Below are 18,318 nucleotides of genomic sequence, written 5' to 3'. Positions count from 1 at the left end.
CTATCTATGTGATAGGATATGCCTATGGATATCCGCGAACTCCGCTACTTCGCCGCGGTCTACCGCGAGCGCAATCTGACCGCCGCGGCGAAACGCTGCTTCATCTCGCAGCCGTCGATCTCGGCGGCGATCACCAATCTCGAGGCCGAGCTCGGCACCACGCTGTTCATCCGGCACAAGAAGGGCATGGCCCCGACGGCCTCAGCCGTGCAGTTTCACGGCATCGCCCGCCGGATCATCGACGAGGCGGATGCGGCGCGAAATCTCTTCCGCAACCCCGCGACGCGGCAGGCGCTGACGCTCGGCCTGTTGCGGACGCTCGATCAGGCCCGGACTATCGCGCTGCTCAAGCCGCTGACCGGCAATACCGACCTTGCGCTCCGGCTGGTCGGCGCCAGCGAGAAGGCCGACGCGCGGATCGTCGCCAAGACCATGGTCGGCGCCGGCGAGCACTTCATCCCGCTGTGGAGCGAGCGCTATGTCGCGGCACTGCCGCCCTCGCATCCCCTGACGCTGAAGGAGACGCTCCGCACCACCGATTTCGCCGGCGTTCCGATGATCGATCGTTGCCATTGCGAGCAGCAGGAATTCTTCAAGCGTGCCTCACCGCCGCGCAAGCCGGTGGCGATCGCGGAATCCGAGGAGTGGGCGATGGCGCTGGTGGCGGCCGGGGTCGGCGTCGCGATCGTCCCCGAGGGCGTGGCGCGCGGCAATCCTGACGTCACGATGCGCGCGATCGATATCGACGTGACGCGCCAGGTCGGCCTCGCCTACCCCTCCGCCCAGCCGCCCTCCGACGCGCTGAAAGCATTCATTGCGAGCCTGCCACGGCAAGCCAACAGTCGCCGGATCAAATCGACAGCGAAGAAGCCGAAGCGCGCCTAGTGTGCTGAATGCGAAGTTCGTGCGATTTCGCGGCAGCCACTTTCACGAACTTCGCATTCATAAAGCACACTAGAATCATAAGTTTGCTAGTGTCCTTATCGAATCCGAAGTTCGCCCCGAAGGTGCGGCAAATGATGCGAACTTCGGATTCGGGACACTAGCCCTTGGTCACCACGGCCTGGCCCGTGACCGGCGCGGAGATGAGCGGTGCGTTGGCGGTAAGCCGGGCGAGTTCGTTGATCTGGCGTTCGGCGTCGGCCGCCATGCCGTCGGGCGCCTGGATCACCAGCCGCTCCAGCGCCCAGCGATAGGATGAGATCCGCCGCTCCAGGGCCTGCTGGACCCATTGCACGATCAGCGTGTTCTCTTCCATCCGCGCCACCGCGTCAGCCCGCTCGCGCGGCGACACATCGGCGATCATGTGGAGGCTGGCATTGCGCTTGCGATCGAGCTCGATCACCTGGATCGCGGTGGCGAAGAACGGCTCGAAGCGGGTGATGTCGTCGCGCACCTCATCGATCAGCAGCGAATAGCGTGAGGCGAACGAGCGATGCGGCTCGTCGATCAGATTGCGGCCATAAGCGGTGCGATCGAACACGACCCTCTGCCGCCACGGCGAAGGCAGCGGCTGGTAGTCGCCGAACACGCTCTTCCACGCCGGACGCGACAGCGGCGGCTCGATGAACTGATAGGCGAGGTCGCGCAGCTGACGTTCGTGTTCGGTGAGCTGGAATTGCGAGGCGTTCTTGCCGATGCTGCCGGTCGCCTCGGCGCCGATCCAGCGATGCATGTCGTCGTTGCGGAAATCGGCGCGGGTGCGGCCGAAATCGCCGCCGCTGCAGCCGGCGAGCGCCGAGCCCGCCAGCAGCAGGATCAGCGCCGGGAGTGACCGCCGCGCGACGGTCCACTGCACAAGCTGCGGCATCGCCCGATGTCCGCGATCAGGAGCGGCGTCGGCGACGGCGGCCCTGCGCAGTGCCCTGCTCCGGTCCGCGACCACCACCGGTCTCCTCTGTCGTTCGCTCGATCCGGACGACGGGAAGGATCAGTACGGTCCCCATGCCTTCGCCGGCAGCACCGGCCATGCCCGGCCGCCGTGCAGCCGCATCCGCCGGAAACTCAACGATGGTGCCCATGTTCCGTTCTCTCTGGCCCCGCACGGACATGATTTGCCCCGCGCACGCCGAGTTAAGAACGCGCATGGTTAATGACATCTTAAGCCGCCGGTACGGACGGTTACGGATATGGCGCTGTGCCTTAATAGACACGCGCAAATTCGACCATTCACCTTCACGGCTTGTTTTCCTTAACTGCCTCTTAAAACAGCCTGCGTAGGCTCGCTGCCACAAGGTTTTCAAACCGAAGTTTGGCAAGTCGCGTACGCCCGAGATGAGCGCAGCTCCGCTATTTCCTGGTTTCGATGGGCTGATGACGCTCTCCCGTCGCGAGGGCGTCGACATCCGCCCGACGCTGCTGCGCGTCCTGACCGACCTCTATGTGCAGGCGAGCGCACATTCCGCCGATGAAGAGCGCCAGTTCGTCGAACTGACGACGCGCCTGATCGACGAGGTCGACGACGCGACACGGGCCGCGGTCCGCGCGCGACTTGCGATCTATCCGGCGACGCCAGCCCGGATCATGGACAAGCTCGGGCTGCGCCGCGTCGGTCCCGACCAGCCGATGCCGGCGGCCGCGCCAATTCCAGCGCCCGCCCCCTCCGCGCTGCCGGCCAAGATCCCGACCGAAGCCGAGCTGCGGATGGCGGCGAGCCTCGCCATGCGGCCGAACGATGCCGCCGAAATCTCCGACATGTTCTTTGCCGCCAACACGACGGAGCGCGCGCAGATCCTGCACAATCTGCAGGAGACGCCGCTGAAGGCCGCGGCGCGGATCCCGGCCGCGCGTGCCGCGCGTGCGATCCATATCCTGGAGATGGCGGCGTTTGCCGAGGACCTCGATAACTTCACGCTCGAACTCGGCGAGGCGCTGATTTTGCCGTCGCGGATCGCCGCCGACGTGGTCAACGATCCCGGCGGCGAGCCGCTCGCCTGCGCGATGCGAGCGCTCGACGTGTCGAGCGCCGCGTTCCAGCGGATCCTGATGTTCCTCAATCCCGAAGCCGGCTCCTCGGTCAATTATGTCTATCGGCTGTCGCGGCTCTATGATCGCCTCAGCGAGCGCTCGGCGCTGGTGATGCTGGCGGCGTGGCGCGGCTCGACCATGGCGGTGGCCCGCGCCAGATATCGCTCGTCGCTCTATGACGATGAGCGCCATCGCGTGCGCGCGGCATCCTCGCAGACGCGGCCCGCGTTGCAGCCCGGCAGCGCACCCGCTGTCCGAAATCAGAAGTCTGGAGGTTAACCCTTCGCCAGATCGAGGAAGTGTCGCCCGGCGCGGTCCTCGGTCTCGACGATCCAGGCATCGGGATCGAAGCGGAGCTCCTTGGTCAAGCGCTCCTCGACAGACGGCTCGGACACCGGCTGTGGCGCGGTCGGCACGAACAGCCGCTCGACTGGACGGCTGTCGTCATAGACCGTCTGCGGCGCCGGCGCATACAGCATCGCGTTGCCGTCCATCAGCGCCACCTTGACGAACACGGCACCGGCTTCCTCAGCGCCCTTCTTGCGGACTGCACCGAACACGCCCTCGGTCTGGCAGCGGCGCAGATACGCCGCGACCCATATGCTGGTTTTCAATCGCATGCGCCGAGCTATAGGCCAGCGGCGCGGCCACGTCCAATTGTCACGGATGTCGTCACGCAGCGGCGGGTCACGCAGCGGCGGGTTGACCGAACCAACCGCCACCCATATCCTTGAGTCTGCGGTGCAAGCCGCACCCGGGTCCACGGGAAGGGTTGAACCCACTTGCACCAATTGAGCGGCCAACCAAGCCTTTGTGCAGCCGGTTTTCTGGACCATCGGCGATTGATGCACGGAGGTTTCCATGGACCGATCGCCCGCGCGATTGAATCTCGAACATCTGAAGAAGCAGGCCAAGGAGCTCATTCGCCTTTACCGGCGGCAGGCGCCGGAGGCTTACGCGCGTTTCCGGCATGCACTTCCGGCTGCGGCCGGGCGCAGCGATACTGAGATCGCCGCGCTTGATCTGCGGCTGCACGATGCGCAGTCCTGCGTGGCGCGCGATCTCGGCTTCGCCTCCTGGCCGGACCTGCGGCGCTATGTCGACGCACAATTGCCGCCCGGCAAGAGCAAGGCCGATCGCGTGCGGCGATGGCTGCAGCTGGTCTATGCCGCAGACGTCGCCGGCACCACCGACCGCGCCAACCCGCGCGTTGCGGCGCGGATGCTCACCGAGGATCCCGGCCTTGTCGCCGACGATCCCTATCTCGCCTGCGCCATCGGCGACGAGGAGACGGTGCAACGCACCGCCAACGGCGATCCAGCATGGCTCAACCGTCCCGGCGGTCCCTTGAAACTGCCGCCGCTGGTCGCGGTCACGCATTCCAGCCTGTTGCAGATTCCTGAATTTCAGGCACGGCTGCATCGCTGCGCACGCCTGCTGCTGCAAGCCGGCGCCGATCCCGACCAGCACATCAGCAGCCGCTGGCCGCCGGGGTCGCTCGACGCGCCCGATGACAGCAATCCGCTGTCAGCGCTGTACGGCGCCGCCGGCCGCAACCACGATCTCGAGCTGACAAAACTGTTGCTCGAAGCGGGCGCCAATCCGAACGACAATGAATCGCTGTACCACTCGCTCGAAGGCTCGGTGACGACGGGCCTGCTGCTCGAGCATGGCGCGCGGATCGCCGGCACCAACGCGATGTACAAGGTGCTCGACGACGAGAACGTGGCGGCGCTCGACTTGCTGCTGCGGCACGGCGGCAATCCGAACGAACCCGCCGGCAACGCGCCGCTGACCGATTGCGGCTCGCCGCTGCTGTGGGCGATTCGCCGGCGGCGGTCGCGGACCTGCATCGCGACACTGCTCGACGCCGGCGCGGATCCGCGCATCACGACACCAGGCGGGCTCAGCGCCTACAGATACGCGCTGCAATTCGGACTGACCGAGGTCGCCGAGTTGCTGCGCGAGCGCACGGGCGATGAGACGCTTGCCGATGACGAGCGGTTCGTCGCGGCATGCAGCAGCGGTGACGAGAGCGAGGCGCGGCGAATCCAGGCCGGCCGGCCCGATCTTCCAGGTTCACTTTCACCGCAGCAATTGCGGTTGCTTCCGGAGCTCGCCGCGGCAGGCGGCGACGATGCTGTGCGGCTGATGGTCGAGCTCGGCTGGCCGATCACGGTACGCGGCGGCGATTGGGATGCGTCGGCGCTCAATCACGCGGTTTTCCGCGGCAACGCTGCCCTGACGCGATTCCTGCTCGAGCACGGCGCGGAGTGGACCGAACAGCACGGCTTCGGCGACAACGCGTCCGGCTCCTTGTCGTGGGCCTCCTGCAACGAGCCGGTCAGCGGCGGCGACTGGGTGGGCTGCGCGCAGGCCCTGCTCGATCACGGGATGCCGCGCGCCATTCCGGATCGCGACGATCCGGAATGGGTGCTGGTGGCCGGCCGCAGGAAGCTGTTCTCCGACGACGTCAGGGACGTTCTGCTGGGCGAGACGCCCTAACGCGTCATGGCCGGGCTTGTCCCGGCCATCCACGTCTTAGCTTCCACAGGTGTCAAAGACGTGGATGCCCGGGACAAGCCCAGGCATGACGAATACGCATTCGATGCCTTCGCAGAGAGGCTACTCGATCGAATGCCCGATCATCGCGCTGAGCTCGCGCACCAGGCGATCGGACATCTGGCCGGTCACCGGCAGCTTGCGGGCGCGCTCGAACTTTGCGATGGCGTGCTGGGTATCCGCGCCGATCGTGCCGGTCGGCTTGAGCTGGCCGTAGCCATACTCCGTCAGCGTACGCTGGACCGCGGCGATGCGTTTTCCGGCCGGGCTCAGATGCTGTGTCGGGATCGACGCGGGTGGACGAATGACGCTGGACGGCGCGGCAGCCGGGGACGGTGCGGCGGCCGGCGGCGCGGCGGTCGATTTCAGCACCAGATTGGCCATCGGATCGACCGGCTTGGCCTCGGCTTTGGGTTCTGCCGGCTTGGCTTCGACGGACCTGGTCTCGGCCGGCTTGGTCTCCACCGGCTTCACGTCGACGGGCTCGGCCGATCGGGCAGCCGCCTCGGCCGGACGCGGGCGCGGTATCGGGCTGGCGGCCGCGGCAACCGGGGCCGGCGGCGGCAGCGTCACAACCGAACCGCCGAACATCGGCGACGGATGACGGCCGGCCTGCAGGAACAGCGCATTGATCAGGATCGCAACAATGGCAGACGTTGCCAGCACGCCGGCAACCAGATCCTTCGGACTGTGCAGCAGCAGGCGCAGGACGAGGCCACGTTCCTCCTCGGCCGCGATGGCCACCGCCTTGGCGCCGCGGCGACGGCGCGGCGTTTCATCGTCATCCAAAGTCTGTCTAGGCACTCTTCTTCACCTGATGGGTTTGCTCTTGTAGTCCGGAACGCAGCGCGGGCTTCAGGGTCGAGACGTTGCTGGACGGCTCGACGGCGGCGGGCGGGTTGAACGCCAGCGGCAGCGCGACCGACACCGTGGTGCCCTCGCCCACCTTGCTCTCCACATTGATTTCGCCGTGGTGCAGGCCGACCAGCCCCTTCACGATCGAAAGACCAAGACCGGTGCCTTCGTGGCGGCGCTGATAGGTCTTGCCGGCCTGGAAGAACGGATCGCCGATTCGCTTGAGATCATCGGCGGCGATGCCGACGCCGGTGTCCGAGACACGCAGCACCAGCCGCGATCCCTCGACGCCGGCCGACACCGTCACCTTGCCGCCGCGCTCGGTGAACTTGATGGCATTGGAGACCAAATTGAGCACGATCTGCTTGAACGCGCGCGGATCGCCGTTCACGATCGGCAGATCGTCCGGCACGCGGGTGACGAGGTCGACGCCGCTCTCGCGCGCCTTCAACGCCACCAGATTGCAGCAATTGAGCAGCGCCGGCCGCGGCGCAAACGGCTCCGGCGAAATCTCGAAATTGCCCGACTCCATCTTCGACATGTCAAGGATGCCGTTGACGACCGACAACAAGTGCTGGCCGGAATCGTTGATCAGCTGCGCGTATTCCTTGCGGCGGGCCACGTCGAGGCCGAGCACGTCTTCCTGCGCGATCATCTCGGAGAAGCCGATGATGGCGTTGAGCGGGGTGCGCAGTTCGTGGCTCATGGTGGCCAGGAAGCGCGTCTTCGACGCATCGGCTTGCTCGGCCACATTGCGCGCCTGTTCGAGCGCCTGCTCCTGCACCTTGCGATCGGTCACGTCGCGGATCACGGCGACGACTTCGGCATCGGCGGCGGCCTGATCGAGCGGGCGGCAGCGCATCTCGGCCCAGATGAATTCGGCGGCGACCTCGCCCCGCGCACCGTCACGGCGCACGCGGAACTCGACGCTGCGCGAGTCACCGCGCGCGGCGTCCGACAGCGCCGTGAGATAGGCCGGGCGATCGGCGACATGAACGCGGTCGAACAGGCCGTGGCCCAACAGCCGCGATGCCGGCACGCCGAGCATGTTCTCGGCCGCGGGCGAAATGAAGCGCACCGCGCCGTTGCGGCTGTGCCGCGACAGCACGTCGCTCATGTTATGGGCGAGCAGGCGGTAACGCTCTTCCTCGACATAGAGCAGCGCCACGCTGGTGCGCGCCAGCGACTCCGCACCGAAGGCGAGCCCGGCGGCGTAGAAGATCGCCGACACGACTCCGAAGCCGACCAGCGTGCTGTTCGACGCAACCGCGGGATCGACGACCGGCAGCACGTGATAATGGCCGAGCACGCTCAGCAGCGCCGCGCAGATCATCGCCAGCGCGAACGCAAACGCCACCACGCGCCGCGACGCCGACAGCGCCGCCTCGATCGGAATGACGACGAGCCACACGGCGGCGAACGAGGCGATGCCGCCGGTCGTCGCCGCGATCATCATCACGAGACCGGCGAGCGCCAGCGACGAGAGCACATGCGCGCCTTCATAGCGGCCGGTGCGCGACAGGAACCATGACAGCAGGATCGGCGCGATCAGCCAGGCGAATGCCGCGACTTCGATCGCCGTCGGCGCACCGCGCATCGCAAGAAAGGCAGGGAACGAGGCAAGCGCCGCCAGGCTGCCGAGCAGCCGCGGCGCCATGAAGGCACGATGGCGCGCACGCGTCAGCGCATCATATTGCGCCGACGGATGCAGCAGCGCATCCAGGCAATCGCGGATCAGACTCAAACTACTCACAGCACTCGCGCTTCGGCTCAATCGTCAACACAGACGCGCCGGAACGCCTCCTTCGTGATTGCAGGTCAACGTGTCAGAGCGAACTTAAGCGAACGCTAAGGCTGGGCGGCCTGCCGCCAAACACCGCGCATTGGAGTGGGTTTGACCCGCTATTCACCGGCCATTTGTCGGGGGATGGTGAACGGCTGGTTTCCGGATGCGACATTCTATGGTTTCGAAATGGTGGACACGGCGGATCCTGCGCAGCCGACGCGCGTCGGCCGCCATCAATCGAAAATTTACGGCGAATCAATTCAGGCGAATTTTCCGCGATTTTTCGGCGGATTTACTTCAATGCAGATACTTCCGATTTATCGACCGATGCTAACCCTCAAGGCCAATAGCGGCATCGACCGCGCAAGAAGCAAGACAAGACAGACGACCGGGATCGCGCCATGTTCTTCCTGCTGCGTTTGGCATTCTGGCTCGGGCTTGTGCTCGTGCTGCTGCCGAGAGACAAGACACCCGAAGCGGACAAGACGCCGCAGATCAGCGCGTCGGATGCGGTGTCGGCCGCGACCGCGACGATCAACGACATGGGTCAGTTCTGCAAGCGCCAGCCGTCCGCCTGCGAGGTCGGCGGCCAGGCCGCGACCGCGATCGGCCAGCGCGCGACCGACGGGGCGCGCAAGCTCTACCAGATCATCACCGACAAGAAGCCGCCCGACCACACCGGCTCGATCGGCCAGGACGATACCGATTCAGCCACCGCGTCCCGCGACACGCTGACCACGGACGATCAGTCCATCGAATTCCGCCTGCCGCCGACGCCGTAAGGGGAAACCAAAGTGCTGGCGCGCGAAGCGGATCCCGGTTCGCGTGAAGAAAACGCGTCAAAACAACCGGGAACCGGTTCCATTTTCATCGCTTTCGCGGCCCGTCTTCCTATATAAGCCGTCAAGGACAGGACGCGGGCCACGATGACGACGATCGACGAAATCAGGGACAATTTTGCGCTGCTGGACGAGTGGGACGACCGTTACCGCTATGTCATCGAGCTCGGCCGCACGCTCGAACCGTTGTCGGAGGCGGAGCACTCGGCCGAGAACAAGGTGCAGGGCTGCGTCAGCCAGGTCTGGCTGTCGAAGCGGGTCGAGCGCGATGCCAACGGCGAACCGCGCCTGATCTATATCGGCGACAGCGACGCCCACATCGTGCGCGGCCTGGTCGCGATCGTGCTGACGTTGTTTTCCGGGCAGACGCCCAAGGAAATCCTCGGCACCGACGCGCTTGCGCTGTTCGACGAATTCGGCTTCCGCGACCATCTGACGCCGCAACGCTCCAACGGCTTGCGCTCGATGGTCGACCGCATCCGCAACGATGCGCGCGAGGCGCTGGCGTCCGCCGCGTAGATCTTTACTTCCGCTTCCGCGCCTGCTGACCGAGGCCCATCTTCTTGGCGAGTTGGGAGCGCGCCACCGCATAGTTCGGCGCCACCATCGGATAGTCGGCCGGCAGGCCCCATTTGTCGCGATACTGCTCCGGGGTCATGTTGTACTGGGTGCGCAGATGGCGCTTCAGCGACTTGAAGCGCTTGCCGTCCTCGAGGCACACTAGATATTCCGGCGTGATCGACTTCTTCATCGACACCGCGGGCTTGGCCGGCTCGCTCGGCGTGTCGCTGCGTCCGCTCGACACCCGCAGCAAGGCGGAGTGGACCTGACTGATCAGGTTCGGAATGTCCGAGGCCGGCGTCGGATTGTTGCTGAGATAGGCCGAAACGATGTTGGCGGTCAGCTCGACCGGCGTTTTGCCTGACGTATCGGACATGGCTCAATCTTCCCCGTGCTATCGACAGCCCGGCGCGCACCGGACAGTATCCATGCGCAGCAATACATTAATGGAATCGCGTACTACTTTGCGAATATGCACAAATTACAGCAAATCTGACAACAACGGCCGCGTTTCCGGCTTCGGGCCGGCCGCGCGCAAGTATTGGCCCGGATCTTAAGGCCGCTGCTCCAGATGCGACCTGAGCTCGTCGATCGAGGCAAATCGCATCATGCCCTCGGGCATCTGCGCCTCGATCGATCCGTCCGAATAGAGCGAATAGGCCATGCCGTCGACGACGCCCGATTTGAGCACGGTCACCGGCGGCTGCTCCTGGGGCGGCGGCGGATGGCCCGATGACGGCGAGGCGGCGGCGGCCGACTGGGCCTCGCCGAAGGTCGATGGCGTCCGGGGGCCGCGCCGGGCGGCGACGTCGACCGACCGCGGTCGGTCGGCCTTCGGCCAGGCATCGTCGAAGGTTGCCGGCGCCGGTTCGGCCGAACCGCCCGGATTCGAGCGCAGTTCCGGCGACAACAGATCCGGCGTGAGCGGCTCGGCGGCACGCCCCTGGCTCCGTTCGCGGTCCTTGCGCGAGGAGGAGAACAGCAGATTGCGCCGCTTGGGCGGTGCAGAACCATCCGCGGGCGCGGGCGGCACCTCGCCTGATGCGCCGCGCGAGGCGATCTCGTCGTGCCAGGGCGGCGGCGCCGCCGGCGCGGATGGCGGGGACGCGGGAGCCAGCGGCGGAGGCGCCGAGACCTTCGGCTCAGGCGGCGGGAACACCGGATCGTCGGGAGTGCCGCGCGGGGAAGTTGCAGACGGCGACCCGGACCGCAGACCCACGGCAACGACGGCATCGAGCCGGTCGCCCATGGCCTGGAGTTCGCGAAGGATGGCGGCAAGGGCCACAACAATCACGCCGGTACATGCGCCGGTCACGCCTGTCGCGATCAACGTGCCGCCAACGCTGAATTCCTTGTTTGGAATTCCGAGGCCGACCGCCGCCAAGCCCGCCACGACCAGGCCCGCGCCGACGACCAACAGACCAACCTTCATCGAACTAACCCCCGGGAGACCCGACCGAAAATCGGCGCGGGCCACCAACGCCACGATACCGTCATATTGCCCACACCGCCAACCGCCAATTGTAGACAGAGTTCCCTAAAATCCCGCTTAACCAAGCCGCGATGCGTTGCTTCACCGCGGCCGCAGTGACTGTCGGGCAGCCAGCTCCCGTAGATTTACTGGCTACGAATTGCTGCCAATTTATTGCAACGCATCTGGGAAATTACGCCACAATTACCAATTACTCGGAAACGGAACTGCGCTATGGATGCCGGGGAATGAGGCCCTAAAGCGCCAATCTGGGCCACAGGCACGCCGGTATCACTAGCTATGTCATCGATTACGACGTCTGCCCTCGAGGCGCCTGCGCGGCGCTCGGTGGAGAAGACCTGCGACGATCTCGCTGTCCTCGTCCTCGGCGTGGTCGCCGTGGTCGCCGGCTTGACGTTCCGCGATTACGGTCTGGGCTGGGACGATTACACCCACGCTGAATATGCCGACCTCCTGCTGCGCATGTACGAGTCCGGGTTCAAGGACACCGGCGCACTGTCGTTTGCCAATCTGTATATGTACGGCGGCGGCTTCGACATGGCCGCGGCCCTGCTGCACAAGATCATTCCGCTCGAACTGTTCGAGACGCGCCGCCTGCTCGGTGCGATCGTCGGCGTTATCGGCCTTGCGGTGACTTGGCGCCTGGCGCGCCGCGTCGGCGGCCCGCTGGCGGGACTGGCGGCGCTGCTGCTGCTGGCGCTGTGCCCGACCTTCTACGGCCACATGTTCATGAATCCCAAGGATGCGCCGTTCGCCGTGGCGATGGTGGTCCTGATCATGGGCCTGGTGCGCCTGATCGAGGAATATCCGGCGCCCTCGCCGCGCACCATCCTGATCGTCGGCCTGGGGGCCGGCCTGTCGATCGGCTGCCGCGTGCTCGGCGGGCTCGCATTGATCTACGCCGTGGTCGGCTTCGTCCCGCTTCTGATCGAGGAGTTCCGCAAGCAGGGCCCGCGCGAGGCGACCCACCGCTTTGCCCATGTCGTCTATGTGCTGCTGCCGGGGCTTGTGCTGGGCTATCTCGTGATGGGCCTGATCTGGCCGTGGTCGATCATGGAGCCCGGACATCCGCTCGAAGCGGTGACCTATTTCTCGCACTTCTTCGAGAAACCGTGGAAGGAGATGTTCGACGGCGCGCTGGTGTCGGTGCCGGACATGCCGTGGTCCTATCTGCCCACCTTGTTCGCGCTGCAGCTTCCCGAAGTGCTGCTGGTGCTGCTGGCCGCCGCCGTCGTCATCACCTTGATGTCGCTGTCGCGCTACGACGTCACCGCAAAGCGCAAGTCGATCATGCTGATGCTGACGCTGGCGGCGACGCTGCCGCTGGTGATCGCGATGGTGAAGCGGCCGGCGCTCTATAACGGCATCCGCCACTTCATCTTCGTGATTCCGCCGATGACGGTGCTGGCCGGCGTCGCATTCGCGCGCGGCATGGACTGGCTCGGCGAGAACCGCCGCGCCTGGCAGCCCGCGGCGCTCGCCGTGTTCGCGTTCGGCCTCCTGTTGCCGCTCAGCGAAATGATCCGCCTGCATCCGTATCAGTACACGCACTTCAACCACATCGCCGGCACGGTGCGGACCGCGGACAACTTCTTCATGCTGGACTATTGGGGCCTGGCGCTGAAGCAGGCATCCGACGGGCTGCGCGAGCAACTGGCGGAGCGGCAGGAAGTGCCGCCGCAGAACCGCAAGTGGAAGGTCGCAGTGTGCGGACCGCAGCGCCCCGCGCAGGTCGCGCTCGGCCCCGATTTCACGATCGGCTGGGACAGCAACGCCGCCGATTTCGCGATGACGCTCGGCGAATTCTACTGCAAGGGCCTGGCCGCGCCGGTCATGGTCGAGATCAAGCGCGACGACGTCGTGTTCGCCCGCGTCTACGATATCCGCGGCCGCAGCATCTCGAGCCTGCTGGCGATCCCGGCGCCGTAACGCATCACGCTGCCCACTGACGATCGCCGTTCGGATCGTGGGCCGCATGCCGACATGACTGTCACGCCGTTACCCTGCCTTGCTGCGGTCCGCCGGCGGCGCTACGCTTGGATCAAGCAATAACGCCATCAATGGAGCAATCGGCCATGTCGCCAGCGGAAGCGCGCCTGAAGGAAGTGCCGTCGGATATGAGTGCGGCGGAATGGGAGCAGCGGATCAATCTCGCTGCCTGCTACCGGCTGGTCGCGCTCTATGGCTGGGACGATCTGGTCGATACCCACATCTCCGCGCGCGTGCCGGGGCCCGAGCACCACTTCCTGATCAACCCCTACGGGCTGATGTTCGACGAGATCACCGCCTCCAGCCTCGTCAAGGTCGACCTCGACGGCAACCAGCTCTCGAAGAGCGACTACAGCATCAACCCGGCTGGCTTCACCATCCATTCGGCGATCCACGAGGTGCGCGAGGACGCCGGCTGCGTGCTCCATCTGCACACCGTCGACGGCACCGCGGTGTCGAGCGGCCCCGAGGGCCTGCTGCCGCTGAACCAGACCGCGCAGCTCGTCACCCACGACCTCGCCTATCACGACTATGAAGGCATCGCGCTCGATCATGACGAGCGCCCGCGCCTGCAGCGCGATCTCGGCAGTAAGAACCACATGCTGCTGCGCAATCACGGCACCCTGACGGTCGGCCGCTCGGTCGCGTCCGCGTTCGAGCGGATGTACCATCTGGAGCGCGCCTGCTCGATGCAGGTGGCGACCCGCGCGCTCGGACCGATCGCCTATCCGGTCGACCAGCACGCGATCGACAAGAACACCGAGCTGCTGTCGAACCCCGATCGCGCCGAGCTGCGCTCGACCCAGCTGGTCTGGCCGCCGCTGCTGCGCAAGCTCGACCGGGTCAATCCCGGTTATCGTGATTGAAATTTCACAATCTTCGGGTAGGCTAAAGTCAACACCCTCTGCACTATTGGAATCAAAACGCCGCCCAATCCCGGGCGGCGTTTTTACGTGCAGTGCGCCTTGCGCTATTTGGCCTCGGCGAACGCCGCCAGGATCCGCGCCCAGGAGCGGATGCCCTTGTGGTAGCTCTTGAGGTCGTACTTCTCGTTCGGCGAATGGATGTTGTCGTCGTCGAGCCCGAAGCCGATCAGCACGCTGTCGAGGCCGAGCGTGTGCTTGAAATCGGCAACGATCGGGATCGAGGCGCCAGAGCCGATCAAGAGCGCCTCCTTGCCCCATTCGTCGGTCAGCGCGCGGCGCGCCGCTGCCAGCGGCTTCATGTTCCAGTCGAGCGCGATCGCCGGCGCGCTGGAATGGTCGGTGAACTCGGCCTTGCAGTCGGCCGGCAGGCGGGCCTTCACATAGTCGCGGAACGCCTTTCGGATCTTCTCGGGATCCTGCCCCTCGACCAGGCGGAACGAGACCTTCGCTGACGCCTCTGCCGCGATCACCGTCTTGGAGCCCTCGCCGGTATAGCCGCCGACGATACCGTTGATGTCGCAGGTCGGGCGCGAGGAGACCTGCTCGATCAAGAGCCGGTCCTTTTCGCCGGCGGGCACCGAGAGGCCGATCGGCTTGAGGAAGCTCTCCGGCGTCAGATTGAGCTGCTTCCACTGGGCCAGAATATCCGGCGGCAAATCCTTCACGCCGTCATAGAAGCCGGGGATGGTGATGTGGCCGTTCTCGTCATGCAGCCCGCCGAGGATCCGTGTCAGCACGCGGATCGGGTTCTGCGCGCCGCCGCCGAACACGCCGGAATGCAGGTCGCGATTGGCGGCCTTGATCTTGACCTCGTCATAGACCAGGCCGCGCAGCGAGGTGGTGATCGCCGGCGTATTCGGGTCCCACATGCCGGTGTCGCAGACCAGCGCGAAGTCGGCCTTGAGATCGTCCTTGTTCGCCTCCAGGAACGGCACGAAATTCTTCGAGCCGATCTCCTCTTCTCCCTCGATGACGATGGTGATGTCGACCGGCAGCGATCCCGTCACCGTCTTCCAGGCACGGCACGCCTCGACGAAGGTCATCAACTGTCCCTTGTCGTCCTCGGCGCCGCGCGCGACGATGATCTTGCGTCCGTCGGCGTGGTCGGTCACCACGGGCTCGAACGGCGGACGGTGCCAGAGATTCAAGGGATCGACCGGCTGCACGTCGTAGTGGCCGTAGAACAGCACATGCGGGCGTCCGTCGGTCGAGCCGTTCAGCTTGCCGACAACGGCCGGATGGCCGGCGGTCGGCCGCACTTCGGTCTTGAAGCCGAGGGTTGCGATATCCTTGGCGAGATGATCGGCAGCCGCCTTGCAGTCATCGGCGAAGGCCGGATCGGCCGAGATCGATTTGATCCGCAAGAGCGTGAACAGCCGCTCGAGACTGTTGTCGAAATCGGCGTCGATGCGGTCGAGGACGGGCTGCAGCTTGGCGTTGGACATCGCGGATATCCTTTTTGTTGGACGTTGCGCCAAGTTGTAGCGCGCCGGCCGCGCGAGGCAAAGCCGGTCTCCCGCTTCGGCCGGCCGGCGCGATGCTATCTGCGCAGCAATCCACCGAGGGCGCCGCGCACCAGCGCCCGGCCGATCGAGCCGCCAACCGAACCGCCGAGCGATTTGCCGAGATCGGCGGCCACGCCACCGATCACCTTGTCGGTCACCGAGCGCGTGACGCTGCGCGCGATCACCTGCCCGGTCGACATGCGGCCGCGCTTGACGTTGGTGCCAAAGATCGTGGACGCGATCGAACCGAGCTGGCCGAGGATGCCGCCACCTTCGCCGCCAGCGCTGCCGTCCGCCGGCGCCGCCGTCCCGGCGAGCCGCTTCTGGATGATCTCGTAGGCGGATTCGGCGTCGACCGCGGTGTCGTATTTGCCCTTCACCGGGCTCGCATCCATGATCGCCTTGCGCTCCTCCGGCGTGATCGGCCCGATCCGCGCCGACGGCGGGCGCACCATGACGCGCTCGACCATCGATGGCGTGCCGCCGCCCTCGAGGAACGACACCAGCGCCTCGCCCTTGCCGAGCTCCATGATCACCCGCGCGGTGTCGAGCTTCGGATTGGGCCGGAAGGTCTGCGCGGCCGCGGCAACCGCCTTCTGGTCGCGCGGTGTGAACGCGCGCAGCGCGTGCTGCACGCGGTTGCCGAGCTGCGCCAGCACCTTGTCCGGCACGTCGATCGGATTCTGCGTGACGAAATAGACACCGACGCCCTTGGAGCGGATCAGGCGCACCACCTGCTCGATCTTGTCCATCAGCGCCTTCGGCGCGTCGTTGAACAAGAGATGCGCCTCGTCGAAGAAGAACACCAGCTTCGGCTTCGGCAGGTCGCCGGCTTCCGGCAATTCCTCGAACAATTCCGAAAGCATCCAGAGCAGGAACGTGGCGTAAAGCCGCGGGCTCTGCATCAGCTTGTCGGCGACCAGGATATTGACCATGCCGCGGCCGTCGCGGTCGGTCCGCATGAAATCCTTCAGCGTCAGCGCCGGCTCGCCGAAGAACTTCGCGCCGCCCTGGTTCTCGAGCACCAGGAGCTGACGCTGGATCGTTCCGATCGTCGCCTTGGACACATTGCCGTAGCTCTGTGCCGCCTTGCGGATCGGTGTCAGCGGATCCTCCTCGTCGTCGGCAGCTTTCTTGCTACCGTCCGGGGCGATCGCATCCAGCAACGCCCGCAGGTCCTTCATGTCGATCAACGTGAGGCCGTTCTCGTCGGCGACGCGGAAGGCAACATTGAGCACACCCTCCTGCACGTCGTTCAGATCGAGCATCCGCGACAGCAACAGCGGTCCCATCTCGGTGACCGTGGCGCGCACCGGATGGCCCTGCTCGCCGAACACGTCCCAGAAGACGGTCGAGAACTGATCGGGCTGGAAGGTCAGGCCCATCTCCTTGGCGCGCTTCAGGATGAAGTCCTTGGCCTCGCCGACTTCGGAGATACCGGAAAGATCGCCCTTGATGTCGGCTGCGAAAACCGGAACGCCGGCGCGCGCAAATCCTTCGGCCATGACCTGTAGGGTGACGGTCTTGCCGGTTCCCGTCGCACCGGTCACAAGGCCGTGGCGGTTGGCCAGCGCAAGCGTCAGCCACGCTGCTTCCTCGCCCTTGCCGATAAAGATTTTCTCATCGGTGTCGGCCAACTTGGTGTCGGACGTCGCCATCGCTTCGCCTCTTAACGCGATTTTAAATCGGCTCGATCCATTCGAACCGATGACATCATATTGCATCTTGCAGGTCGATTGAAACCATCGGCGCGCACTGATGTATATTGTCGCTCTACCAGTTCCTCATACTTTATTCCCGGCCAAGTGACGAAAGGCATTGCGCATTGCGCCAAGATGGTGTGAATCCGCCGCTCACTCTTGCAGAGGTGCAACACTTCCGACGCGATCGAAAAAGAAAACGAACTGAAATGCGCGGATCGCTTGTATTTCGTGACACAGGCGCTCAAGATAAATCTTCAAGAATGATCCGGCAAAAACCGGTTGAGGCGGGGCAATATGGACGAATTGGTTGGGCAGCTGGCCGCGAAGGCCGGCATCGACGGTGCTGTCGCTGAAAAAACCATCGGCATCGTTCTGGGTTTCCTCCGTAACGAGGGACCTTCCGACAAGGTCCAGGCTCTGATCGACCAAATCCCCGGCGCCGAAGCGGCAATCGCCGCCTCCAACAACAGCGGTGGTCTATCGCGGTTGATGGGTGGCGGTCTGATGGCTGTCGGCACCCGGCTGATGGCGCTTGGATTGAGCATGAGTGAGATTCAGAACGTCGCGCGTGAACTTTTCAGGTTCGGCCGCGACAAAATCGGAGCGGATCAAATGGGCGAGATCATCTCGGGGACGCCGGGCCTCAGCCAGTTTGCCTGAAGCATTTTCCCAAACGCCTTTGCACGTGCGCTCCCTTCTACCTGCATACGAGTATCATGACATACCCCCTCTCCGAGATCGAAGGCCTGTCCGCCTATTGCGCCACCAAACTGAAATCGCAGGGTATCCGCACGACCGACGCACTGCTAGAAGCCGCCCGCACCGTCAAGGGACGCAAGGCGCTCGCCGCCAAGACCGGGATCAGCGAACAACAATTGCTCGAATGGGCCAACATCTCCGACTACATGCGGATTCCCGGCATGGGCAAGGCGAAGGTCGGCCTGGTCCGCGCCGCCGGCGTCACCACCGTGCGCGAGCTCGCACACCGCAACCCGTCGCGGCTCGCGCAGAGCATGAAGGACGCCAATGTGCGCCGTAAGCTCGTCCGCGTGATGCCGTCGGAGAAATCGGTCGAGCTGCTAATCGAAGAGGCACGCAAGCTGCCTCCCAAAATCACATATTAGCCTGTCTTA

Annotated in this window: 18 protein-coding genes; 9 read left to right on the top strand and 9 right to left on the bottom strand. The window is 65.2% G+C overall.

Annotated elements, in window-relative coordinates:
* Positions 1-24 precede the first annotated feature (24 nt).
* Positions 25-885, top strand: a complete 861-nt coding sequence (locus XI02_RS16030) for a LysR family transcriptional regulator (RefSeq protein ID WP_016841833.1) — start codon at positions 25-27, stop codon at positions 883-885.
* A 157-nt stretch (positions 886-1,042) separates the two neighbouring features.
* Here the strand turns inward: XI02_RS16030 and XI02_RS16025 are convergent, their stop codons facing one another.
* Positions 1,043-1,810, bottom strand: coding sequence for a hypothetical protein (locus XI02_RS16025; protein WP_018270661.1), 768 nt, complete (start codon positions 1,808-1,810; stop codon positions 1,043-1,045).
* A 16-nt stretch (positions 1,811-1,826) separates the two neighbouring features.
* Positions 1,827-2,021, bottom strand: coding sequence for a hypothetical protein (locus XI02_RS16020; RefSeq protein ID WP_026192521.1), 195 nt, complete (start codon positions 2,019-2,021; stop codon positions 1,827-1,829).
* A gap of 292 nt (positions 2,022-2,313) precedes the next feature.
* On the opposite strand from XI02_RS16020, the gene XI02_RS16015 reads away from it, so the two are divergent.
* Complete coding sequence (locus XI02_RS16015; RefSeq protein ID WP_018270660.1) at positions 2,314-3,246, top strand: DUF2336 domain-containing protein; 933 nt, start codon at positions 2,314-2,316, stop codon at positions 3,244-3,246.
* Here the strand turns inward: XI02_RS16015 and XI02_RS16010 are convergent.
* The gene (locus XI02_RS16010) at positions 3,243-3,587 is read right to left on the bottom strand and encodes a DUF1491 family protein (RefSeq protein WP_016841837.1); all 345 of its coding nucleotides are present in this window, start codon (positions 3,585-3,587) and stop codon (positions 3,243-3,245) included. The genes XI02_RS16015 and XI02_RS16010 overlap by 4 nt on opposite strands.
* A 241-nt stretch (positions 3,588-3,828) precedes the next feature.
* Here XI02_RS16010 and XI02_RS16005 point away from each other — a divergent pair, with 241 nt between their 5' ends.
* Positions 3,829-5,472, top strand: a complete 1,644-nt coding sequence (locus tag XI02_RS16005) for an ankyrin repeat domain-containing protein (protein ID WP_018270659.1) — start codon at positions 3,829-3,831, stop codon at positions 5,470-5,472.
* Between the two features lie 120 nt (positions 5,473-5,592).
* Here XI02_RS16005 and XI02_RS16000 read toward each other — a convergent pair whose 3' ends face one another.
* Both XI02_RS16000 and XI02_RS15995 read right to left on the bottom strand, forming a co-directional pair.
* Positions 5,593-6,333, bottom strand: coding sequence for a peptidoglycan-binding domain-containing protein (locus tag XI02_RS16000; protein WP_026192519.1), 741 nt, complete (start codon positions 6,331-6,333; stop codon positions 5,593-5,595).
* Positions 6,326-8,137, bottom strand: coding sequence for an ATP-binding protein (locus XI02_RS15995; protein ID WP_041482627.1), 1,812 nt, complete (start codon positions 8,135-8,137; stop codon positions 6,326-6,328). Before XI02_RS15995 ends, XI02_RS16000 begins: the two co-directional genes overlap by 8 nt.
* A gap of 434 nt (positions 8,138-8,571) precedes the next feature.
* Here XI02_RS15995 and XI02_RS15990 point away from each other — a divergent pair, with 434 nt between their 5' ends.
* Entirely contained in the window at positions 8,572-8,952 is a 381-nt protein-coding gene (locus XI02_RS15990; RefSeq protein ID WP_016841842.1) for a DUF5330 domain-containing protein, read from the top strand.
* Between the two features lie 144 nt (positions 8,953-9,096).
* Complete coding sequence (locus XI02_RS15985; protein WP_018270657.1) at positions 9,097-9,528, top strand: SufE family protein; 432 nt, start codon at positions 9,097-9,099, stop codon at positions 9,526-9,528.
* A gap of 4 nt (positions 9,529-9,532) precedes the next feature.
* Here XI02_RS15985 and XI02_RS15980 read toward each other — a convergent pair whose 3' ends face one another.
* Entirely contained in the window at positions 9,533-9,946 is a 414-nt protein-coding gene (locus XI02_RS15980; protein ID WP_018270656.1) for a MucR family transcriptional regulator, read from the bottom strand.
* A 177-nt stretch (positions 9,947-10,123) separates the two neighbouring features.
* The gene (locus XI02_RS15975) at positions 10,124-11,002 is read right to left on the bottom strand and encodes a hypothetical protein (protein WP_018270655.1); all 879 of its coding nucleotides are present in this window, start codon (positions 11,000-11,002) and stop codon (positions 10,124-10,126) included.
* A gap of 339 nt (positions 11,003-11,341) precedes the next feature.
* Between XI02_RS15975 and XI02_RS15970 the strand changes: the two genes are divergently transcribed.
* Positions 11,342-12,991, top strand: coding sequence for a glycosyltransferase family 39 protein (locus XI02_RS15970; RefSeq protein ID WP_018270654.1), 1,650 nt, complete (start codon positions 11,342-11,344; stop codon positions 12,989-12,991).
* A 146-nt stretch (positions 12,992-13,137) separates the two neighbouring features.
* Positions 13,138-13,917 (top strand): class II aldolase/adducin family protein, encoded by a 780-nt coding sequence (locus XI02_RS15965; protein WP_026192517.1) that lies wholly within the window; start codon positions 13,138-13,140, stop codon positions 13,915-13,917.
* A 104-nt stretch (positions 13,918-14,021) separates the two neighbouring features.
* Here the strand turns inward: XI02_RS15965 and XI02_RS15960 are convergent, their stop codons facing one another.
* Both XI02_RS15960 and XI02_RS15955 read right to left on the bottom strand, forming a co-directional pair.
* A complete protein-coding gene (locus XI02_RS15960) occupies positions 14,022-15,422 on the bottom strand; it encodes a M20/M25/M40 family metallo-hydrolase (RefSeq protein WP_018270652.1) in 1,401 nt (466 codons plus the stop codon).
* A gap of 95 nt (positions 15,423-15,517) precedes the next feature.
* Positions 15,518-17,140, bottom strand: a complete 1,623-nt coding sequence (locus XI02_RS15955; protein ID WP_172648154.1) for a helicase HerA-like domain-containing protein — start codon at positions 17,138-17,140, stop codon at positions 15,518-15,520.
* Between the two features lie 339 nt (positions 17,141-17,479).
* Here XI02_RS15955 and XI02_RS15950 point away from each other — a divergent pair, with 339 nt between their 5' ends.
* Both XI02_RS15950 and XI02_RS15945 read left to right on the top strand, forming a co-directional pair.
* A complete protein-coding gene (locus XI02_RS15950) occupies positions 17,480-17,845 on the top strand; it encodes a hypothetical protein (protein ID WP_016841849.1) in 366 nt (121 codons plus the stop codon).
* Between the two features lie 56 nt (positions 17,846-17,901).
* Positions 17,902-18,309, top strand: a complete 408-nt coding sequence (locus tag XI02_RS15945; protein ID WP_018270650.1) for a DUF4332 domain-containing protein — start codon at positions 17,902-17,904, stop codon at positions 18,307-18,309.
* The last annotated feature ends 9 nt before the right edge of the window (positions 18,310-18,318 follow it).

Source organism: Bradyrhizobium sp. CCBAU 21365, assembly GCF_015291305.1.
In the GTDB taxonomy this organism is placed as follows: Bacteria; Pseudomonadota; Alphaproteobacteria; order Rhizobiales; family Xanthobacteraceae; genus Bradyrhizobium; species Bradyrhizobium elkanii.
The sequence above is the reverse complement of the archived record's forward strand: the minus strand, read 5'-3'. Positions and strand labels throughout refer to the sequence as shown.